8 protein-coding genes are annotated in these 7933 nt (G+C 64.9%); 4 read left to right on the top strand and 4 right to left on the bottom strand.

Annotated elements, in window-relative coordinates; all coding sequences use genetic code 11:
* Positions 1–148 precede the first annotated feature (148 nt).
* A complete protein-coding gene (locus ACT4OC_RS17165; RefSeq protein ID WP_444840209.1) occupies positions 149–919 on the bottom strand; it encodes an enoyl-CoA hydratase in 771 nt (256 codons plus the stop codon).
* Between the two features lie 106 nt (positions 920–1025).
* Positions 1026–3347, bottom strand: a complete 2322-nt coding sequence (locus ACT4OC_RS17160) for a molybdopterin-dependent oxidoreductase (RefSeq protein WP_444840208.1) — start codon at positions 3345–3347, stop codon at positions 1026–1028.
* 73 nt (positions 3348–3420) lie between these two features.
* Here ACT4OC_RS17160 and ACT4OC_RS17155 point away from each other — a divergent pair, with 73 nt between their 5' ends.
* The 4 genes from ACT4OC_RS17155 to ACT4OC_RS17140 all read left to right on the top strand — a co-directional run bounded on the left by ACT4OC_RS17155 (position 3421) and on the right by ACT4OC_RS17140 (position 6475).
* Positions 3421–3975 carry a PaaI family thioesterase gene (locus tag ACT4OC_RS17155; RefSeq protein WP_444840207.1) on the top strand — a complete coding sequence of 185 codons (555 nt, stop codon included), beginning with the start codon at positions 3421–3423 and terminating at the stop codon, positions 3973–3975.
* A gap of 60 nt (positions 3976–4035) precedes the next feature.
* Entirely contained in the window at positions 4036–4650 is a 615-nt protein-coding gene (locus tag ACT4OC_RS17150) for a TetR/AcrR family transcriptional regulator (protein WP_444840206.1), read from the top strand.
* Positions 4651–4808: 158 nt separating this feature from the next.
* Positions 4809–5831 carry an LLM class flavin-dependent oxidoreductase gene (locus ACT4OC_RS17145; protein ID WP_444840210.1) on the top strand — a complete coding sequence of 341 codons (1023 nt, stop codon included), beginning with the start codon at positions 4809–4811 and terminating at the stop codon, positions 5829–5831.
* A gap of 65 nt (positions 5832–5896) precedes the next feature.
* Positions 5897–6475, top strand: a complete 579-nt coding sequence (locus ACT4OC_RS17140) for a CAP domain-containing protein (protein WP_444840205.1) — start codon at positions 5897–5899, stop codon at positions 6473–6475.
* Between the two features lie 247 nt (positions 6476–6722).
* On the opposite strand, the gene ACT4OC_RS17135 is transcribed toward ACT4OC_RS17140, so the two are convergent.
* Positions 6723–6929: a hypothetical protein gene (locus ACT4OC_RS17135; protein WP_444840204.1), complete on the bottom strand. Its 207-nt coding sequence runs from the start codon at positions 6927–6929 to the stop codon at positions 6723–6725.
* 135 nt (positions 6930–7064) lie between these two features.
* Positions 7065–7933, bottom strand: an 869-nt coding sequence (locus ACT4OC_RS17130; protein WP_444840203.1) for a saccharopine dehydrogenase family protein, incomplete at its 5' end; no start/stop codon positions are given.

Raw genomic sequence — 7933 nt, 5'->3', positions numbered from 1 at the left:
CCTCAACACGAGCTGGCAAAAGGCTCAGCTGTCCCCGGTCTCGTCCGGTCTTATAGGTGCGATTCGTCATGAGAAGAATCGTACATCGATCCAGAATCTAGCGAACAGAATTCTTGCCCAGTCTCTTCGCTTTGCCCAACCTACGGCTCTAGCGCTTGCGGTCGAGGAAGCCGCCCATCATCCGCTGTGGCTCGCCGGTGAGGAATGCCTTACCGAACTCGGCGATGCTGAGGTTGACGGATTCGGTCAGTGGCAGTTCTTCCCAGTGGCGGCACAGTTCCTTCTGGATGCGCAGCGCCTCGGGGCCGCATTCGAGCAGCGCCTGCACGGTATGCTCGACCGCATCGTCGAGGCCGTTTGGCGGCGCGACGGTATCGACGAGACCCCAGGCGAGCGCGGTCGGCGCGTCGATGTTTTCCGCGGTCAGCACCAGCCAGCGCGCGCGGCCGAAGCCGATCAGCCGCGGCAATAGCGCGGCATGAATCACGCTGGGGATGCCGACCTTGACTTCAGGCATGCCGAACTTCGCATCGTGCGCGGCAACTCGCACGTCGCAGGCGGCTGCGACTTCCAGCCCGCCGCCGAGGCACCAGCCGGGCAGTCGCGCGATGACGGGCGCAGGGAAGCGGCGGATCGCCTCGCAGAGATCGCGCAGGCGGGTGATGAAGGCTTCCGCCGATTTCCGGTCGAGCTCGGCCATCTCCCTGATGTCGGCGCCACCGATCATGCTCTTTTCGCTTTGCCCGGTGAGGACGACGGCGCGGATGCTCTTGTCGGCGGCAAGCTTTTCAAATCCTTCGCGCACGCCGTTGGTCACGGCGGAGCCGAGAATATTGAGCGAGCCGGCGTTGCAGACGGCAACGCGCACGACGCCTCTGAGGTCGCGGGTAATTCCGCAATGCGGATTGAGCATTTCCATGGCTTTTCTTGTGGCTCCTCCTTGCGTGCCGCCGAAGGGGCCACTTCCGTGGCAAGGGCTGTTCTTGTCAAGGCCGGGCAGGGAAATACCGGGTTGCAGACGTAGCTTAAGCCGACACCCGGTGGATGCGCTGCGACTGCGCTTCAACGGCCGCAACCTCCGCTGCCGCCAAACGCTCCAGCCGCACCGGGACGTGCTTGTGATACGGCGTGCCCGCAATGGGATCGCGGTTGCCGCTTTCTGTCAGTATGTTCACGCGTGGACCGTTGTTCAGGCGCTCGCCGTCGGCGGCCGGGTAGTCCTGGCCATACCCGTGCGGCAGCGCGAGTTGACCGCTGCGCATGCTGTCGTCTCGCTTGCAGCGCGCGACCAGGCGGCCGGCGGCCGATTGCACCGCGATCCAGTCGCCATCCTCTGCGCCGAGCGATTTCAGATCGGCGGCGTTGATGAGCAGCGCGCCATCGGGATCGTCGCGGCGCCAGGCCGGATCACGAAAGATCTGGTTGGCGTTGAACATGCGCCGCTGCCCCGCGGCGAGCACGAAGGGATAATCGCCCGATGGTGCTGCGGTCGCCGGATCGAGCCTGCCGAGCCATTCCAGCAGCGGCGCGATCGCAAGCCGGACCTTGCGGTCGGGGTGCGAGATCAGCGACCATACGTCGGCGTAATCGTGCTCGGTGAAGGCGGCGCCGTTGCGCGAGCCGACGATGGCAGCGAACAGCATTTCGCCGAGCATTTCGTCCGGCACGTCGCGTTCGGCGCTGAGTGCACGGCGCACCGCCTGCGGCGAGCGCTTGGCGCAGAGATGGGCGGCCTGCCACAGCGGCGCGGCGGCAGCGGTGCCATCGGGCAGGGTAGCGCCGAGCGTGTTGTAAAGGACAAGCGCGCCAAGCGCTGTCAGCTGCGGTTTCGCGCCCATCAGGTTGCGGAATTCGGCGGCGAAGGCGGCGCGGGAGCGGAATGCTGCTTCGCGGAGCGGCGCAAGCGCATTGTCGCCGGGCAACAGTCCGAGCGCGCGGGAGAGCCGCGTGTAGATTTCGGGCTCGGGCAGGGTGCCTTCGAGCGGAGCGATAACACCCGCCCGCACGTGGAAGTAATTCCTGGGGAATTCGAAGTTGAACAGCGTGAATTCGGTCTTCTCAAATTGCGAGGAGGCCGGCAGCACGTAATGCGCCAGCCGCGCCGTCTCGGTCATGGCGACGTCGACCACGACGAGGAGATCGAGTGCGCGCAGCGCTGTCTCCACTTGCGCCGTGTTCGATGCGGTATTGGCTGGATTGGAGCTGTCGACCCATACCGCGCGCAGGCGATCGGGGTGGTCGGCCAGCACCGCATCGGGGAACAGGTTGGGCGGCAGCAGGCCGCCGATCACCTCGGTGTCGGTCGCCGCAAAGCGCTGGTTCGGCGAATTGCCCCACAGCGGCACCAGCCAGCTGTGCAGTTGGTTGGTGCCCTTCCGGCCAAAACTGCCGGTCAGCATGATCAGCAGCTTTTCCAGCCAGGAATTGAGCGTCGAGTTGACGCCCTGCTGGATGCCGAGCTCGACGCGGACGGTCATCGCCTTTGCGGCTACGATCATGTCGACGCATTGCTCGATCTGTTCGAGCGGAATGTCGGCAATATCAGCCCATTGCTCGACCGGTATCTTCGAGAACGCGTCTCGGACCTCGGGATAGCCCGTCGTATGCTGCTCGATGAACGCATGATCGATCGCATCGCGCTGGACCAGCCGGGCGAGAATCGCGCCCAGCAGGAAAGCATCCGTGCCGGGTCGCACCGCCAGATGCAGGTCCGCGCGCTCCGCGGTTTCGGAGCGGCGAGGATCGATCACGATCATCTTCCGGTTCGGATCCTTGCGGATGTCGTTGAGATGGTCGCGCGCGTTGGGAAAGCCATGGGCGATCCAGGGATTGGCGCCGATCACGAACAGGAGGTCGCAATGATGGACGTCCTCGGCGGTGTGGCAGGTCTGGCTGCCGAACATGTGGCCGTTGACCCAGAAATCGCCGGTCTTCTCCTGCGACAGCGCGTTGAAGACGTGGCGTGAGCCGAGCGCGCGGAGCAGCGCCATGGCGTAGGCGCCGCCGGCGTGGTTGCCCTGGCCGCCGCCGCCATAGAGAGCAAGGCTTTTGCCGCCATGGCGATCCACCACGTCGCGTAGTTTTGCCGCGATCTCCGCAATCGCGGTGTCCCAGTTAATGGCGTCGAACCCGCCGTCAGGGCGGCGGCGCAGCGGGGTAGTCAGCCGATCGCGGTGATGGGCGTAGTAGGGGATGCGCGCGGCCTTGTTGCAGAGGTAGCCCTGCGATTTGGGATTATCGCGGTCGCCGCGCACCTTGGCGATGCGGTCGTCTTCGACCAGCACCTCGAGGCCGCAATTGACGTAGCAGAGGTTGCAGGCAGTCTTGCGCCAGTCGGGGCTCGGCATGGCCAGCTCTTCCATCGTTGCACCGTACTATTATATATTATCAGCATCATATAATCAATGCAGGAGAGCGACCATGACGACTGGCAGCGCCCGACGAGCGCTGGAACTTCCGGACCTGTTCGCCCCGCATTTGCGGCGGGAGCGGGTGGTGGACTGGCAGGCGCCGGGGCCCGCCCGGGCGGCGATGCCGATGTCGGGGATGGAGGCGATGCAGGCGATTCGCGACGGCATCCTGCCGCCGCCTCCGATGGCCAAACTGATCGGCTTCCGCATGGCGACGGTGGAGCCGGGGCGCATCGTGATGGAACTCGACGCCGAGGAGAGCCTGGAAAATACCATCGGCCTCCTGCATGGCGCGACCGCCGCGGCGCTGCTGGATACCGCCATGGGCTGCGCGATCTCGACCATGCTGCCGGCCGGGCAGGCTTCGGTGACGCCCGATCTCAAGTTGACCTATTTGCGGCCGTTGTCCGTGAAGTCCGGGACGATTCAGGCCGACGGGCGGCTGATCAAGCTGGGCCGCCAGACCAGCTACACCGAAGGCTCGGTCCGCGACGGGGCGGGCAATCTCGCAGTGCACGCGACTGCGACCTTTTCCATGATCGGGGAAGTGCAAAAGAGCAAATAGAGGCAGCACTTTGCGCCAGATCATGCTATTATATGACCATGGACATGTAATGGACCGGCCATGCGCTACACCAAGGAACACAAGCAGGAGACTCACGCCCGCATCGTGCGCAAGGCTTCGGTGCGGCTGCGCGAGAAGGGCGCGCATGGCATCGGAGTGGCCGACCTGATGAAGGAGGCGGGGCTGACCCACGGCGGGTTCTACGCCCATTTCGGCTCCCGCGAGGCGCTTGTCGTCGAGGCGTTCAGCTACGCGATGGAGCGCTCCACCGAGCGCTGGCGCAAGATGGCCGAAGCGACGCCGCCGGAAAAACGCTTTGCGGCGATCGTGGAGAACTACCTGTCGGCGTTGCATCGCGACGATCCCGGCCATGGCTGCGCCATCACGGCACTGGGCCCGGATATCGCCCGCGAGAGCGCCCGGACGCGAAAAGCCTTTGCCGCCAAGCTCGGCGAGATGATCGAGATGATGGCCGATCAGCTGCCGGATCTGCCGCGCAAGGCCGCACGGGCGCGGGCGATCGCGGCGCTCTCCACCATGGCCGGCGCGCTGGTGCTGTCGCGGGTCGCGGGCACGGGCGAGTTTTCCGAAGAGATATTGAGCGCCGGCCGGGAAGCCGCGCTGGCGGTCGCGTCGAGGGTGTCGGCAAGGAAGCCGCGTGCGAAAGCGAACTAAGGCCGCCCGCGGCAAAGCGCAAATCCACTCCTGAATTGCAGGCGCGGCGGTGGGCGACGGCGAGCGCCAACGGTGCTTTGCAGTGGGTTGCCCCTGAACTCCCGTGTGATAATCACGGCCGATCATTCGGACGAGGTCGTCCGTGAAGCCGGACTGCCCTGATGAAGATCGGATTCCTCTCCTTCGGCCATTGGACGCCTTCGCCGCAATCACAGACGCGGTCGGCCGCCGACACCCTGCTGCAATCCATTGAGCTGGCCGTTGCCGCCGAGCAATTGGGCGCGGATGGCGCCTATTTTCGGGTCCATCACTTCGCGCGCCAGCTTGCCTCGCCGTTTCCCCTGCTGGCTGCCGTCGGCGCGAAGACCAGCCGTATCGAGATCGGAACGGCTGTCATCGACATGCGCTACGAGAATCCGCTTTACATGGTGGAGGATGCCGGCGCTGCCGATCTCATTGCGGGCCGCCGCCTGCAGCTCGGCATCAGCAGGGGATCGCCGGAGCAGGTGATCGACGGCTGGAGATATTTTGGCTTTCAGCCCGCCGAGGGCGAAAGCGACGCCGACATGGGACGGCGCCACGCGGAGGTGTTTTTGGACCTGTTGCGCGGCCAGGGATTTGCACAACCCAACCCTCGCCCCATGTTTCCAAATCCGCCGGGGCCGCTGCGGCTCGAGCCGCATTCGGCAGGCCTTCGCGACCGGATCTGGTGGGGCGCAGGTTCGAATGCCACGGCAGTCTGGGCGGCAGAGCTCGGCATGAACCTGCAGAGTTCGACGCTCAAGAGCGACGAGACGGGTGAGGCCTTTCACATACAGCAGGCCGCCCAGATCCGGGCATACCGCGCCGCGTGGAAGGAGGCGGGCCATGTCCGCGAGCCGCGCGTTTCGGTCAGCCGCAGTATCTTTGCGCTCGTGAACGACCAGGATCGCGCCTATTTCGGCCGCGGCGGCGAAGAGGAGGACCAGATCGGATTCCTCGACGAAAGGACACGGGCGATCTTCGGCCGCAGCTACGCTGCCGAGCCGGACAAGCTCGTCGAGCAACTAAAGGCGGATGAAGCGATCGCCGAAGCCGACACCGTTCTCCTGACCGTGCCGAACCAGCTCGGCGTCCCGTACAATGCGCATGTGATCGAAGCTATTCTCACTCATGTCGCACCCGCGCTCGGCTGGCGCTAGGCTGCCTTGAAGCCTCCACATTGCCGATGGACAAGCGCCGGATATTTGCGCTGCTTTGGTGGGTAATGGATAGCAGGGGGACCAGGACGGGTCGGGTATTTGTCGGGGCGGTCGCTGGCTTTCTGCTGCTGGCCGCACCGGCGGCCGCCGAGTCGCCGGCCGAACTGGTCTCCAGTTTCCGCCTCAAGCACGGCGAGGTCCGCGTCGTGCGCGACGCCACCCTCGACCGCATCGCGCTGGAGCAGGCGCGCGCGATGGCGGCGAAGGATAATCTTAGCCATGACGCCCTCGGTCCCTTCAACAAGCGGGTCGCGCCGGCGCGTGCCGGGCGCGCCGCCGAGAACATCGCCTATGGCTACGACAGTTTCGAGAAGACATTGGGTCAGTGGATCGACTCCTCCGGACACCGCAGGAACCTGATGTTGCACAAGGCTTCCCGCGTCGGGATTGCGAGCGCGAAGAATGCCAGCGGCAAGCGCACCTACTGGGCCATGGTGATCGCCGGCGATTACGAGCCCAAGCCGGGCAAGGGGAAGGGCAAGAAAGACAAGGAGCCGGTCGTTGCCGTGAAACGCGAGGCCGCGCCTTCAGGCCGGGCCAAGTCCAGCAACTGCACCATCAAGGTGCTCAGTCTTTGCATCTGAGGCGGAGCGCTGCGTTAGCCGAGCAGAACCAGATAAACGAGCGTCCCGCTCACAGCCGCCGAGATCGCCCAAATCGCGAGATTGAAACCCTTGTCGGCGGGCTCAATACGCATCGAACGACCCCTTTCTGAAGCCTCAACTTGAGAGGCCGATTCAGTCCGCCAGACCAAAGATCGGCGGCTGCGCCGTCTATCAACGTGCGCATTTCAGTGCGTGAAACGAGAAAAGTCGCCAGGAGGCACGGGGCTCATGCGGAGGGCACGAGATTCTTCGCCCACTCTGCCGCAAGGTCCTTGATCCGCTCGTATCTCAGGGTCGCCGGTTTGCCATTTCGGACGATGGTCGCCTTCTTGCGCTCACCGAGAGGTAAGGTCATCGCTCTCGCTACCGCCGAGCGTAACCTCATGGAGCCGTGATTGGTGAGGGTCACCAGCTCTTCGGGGTCAAAAGCCATTTTGCGGGCTCACGCTTTCTAGCCGGCTCAACAAGCCAGCTCATACGCCCCGAATGCCCAATTGGGAATTTAGTCGAGTTCGGTTAAGGCTTGGTTGCCCGCGCGTCAGCCGCCGCTGCAGTTTTCGGCGTTACCTCACCGCGCGCTGAAGGAGAGGCCGGCGCGTTCCTGGAGACGCTTGCGCAATTCGCGACCCATCAGCGCGCCCGGCGTCCAGATGCCGCCATCTCCTTGCACGTCACGCACGAGGCAGAGCGCGCTCTCCGCGATCATCCTGCTGGTCGAGCCGTAGCCCGGATCGCGGTCGCCTGTGACTGTAGCCTCGACCCGTCGGCCATCCGGCAACTCGCCAAGGAAGAGGATGTCGTAGAACCCCTTCTCGCGCTCCTCCCGAGTCGGACCTGCGCCGGGCTTGAGACCGCCGGTCCCGAGCAAGGAAACCACCGTGGCGAACGCCTCCGTCGCCACGCGAGGAATGTCCCCAACGCCCGGCGCGACCATCATCTCGTCGTAAACGAAGTCCGTGCCGTAGGGATGACCCAGCAGGAAATTCGTGCGGTGCACGTTCTTGGTGTTGATCGGCGCCATGGGGAACGGCACCAGCATAGCGCTCATGCTGGGATCGTATTCGGGGATGAGGCCCGACGGCTGAGACGGCCCGGTGAACCCCGGCGTCAGCGCGAAGGGGTCGGTGAGCAGCCGGACCAGGGCCGGGTCGCGCGCTGCGGCGGCCAACGTCGCCTGAGCGCTCGCCGCGGTGCCGCCGGACATGCCGCCCCTTATCTTGCGCAGCCGGGCTTTCACCCGCCGCGCCGGGCGTCCGAATTTCTCGTGTGCCTTCTCCTGCAACGTGAACACCCCGAGATCGAACGGGATGGAGTCGAAGCCGCAGGAAAAGACGATGCGCGCGCCTGTCCGTTTCGCCTCTTCGTGATAGGCGTCGATCATGCGCCGCATCCAGGCCGGCTCGCCGCACAGATCAACATAGGCCGTGCCCGTGGCAG

This window comes from Bradyrhizobium sp. (assembly GCF_052389815.1).
GTDB lineage: Bacteria > Pseudomonadota > Alphaproteobacteria > Rhizobiales > Xanthobacteraceae > Bradyrhizobium.
The sequence above is the reverse complement of the archived record's forward strand: the minus strand, read 5'-3'. Positions and strand labels throughout refer to the sequence as shown.

Coding starts and splice junctions, on each gene's coding strand:
- ACT4OC_RS17165 (WP_444840209.1), bottom strand. CDS start 919: ATGGAAATGCTCAATCCGCATTGCGGAATTACCCGCGACCTCAGAGGC.
- ACT4OC_RS17160 (WP_444840208.1), bottom strand. CDS start 3,347: ATGCCGAGCCCCGACTGGCGCAAGACTGCCTGCAACCTCTGCTACGTC.
- ACT4OC_RS17155 (WP_444840207.1), top strand. CDS start 3,421: ATGACGACTGGCAGCGCCCGACGAGCGCTGGAACTTCCGGACCTGTTC.
- ACT4OC_RS17150 (WP_444840206.1), top strand. CDS start 4,036: ATGCGCTACACCAAGGAACACAAGCAGGAGACTCACGCCCGCATCGTG.
- ACT4OC_RS17140 (WP_444840205.1), top strand. CDS start 5,897: ATGGATAGCAGGGGGACCAGGACGGGTCGGGTATTTGTCGGGGCGGTC.
- ACT4OC_RS17135 (WP_444840204.1), bottom strand. CDS start 6,929: ATGGCTTTTGACCCCGAAGAGCTGGTGACCCTCACCAATCACGGCTCC.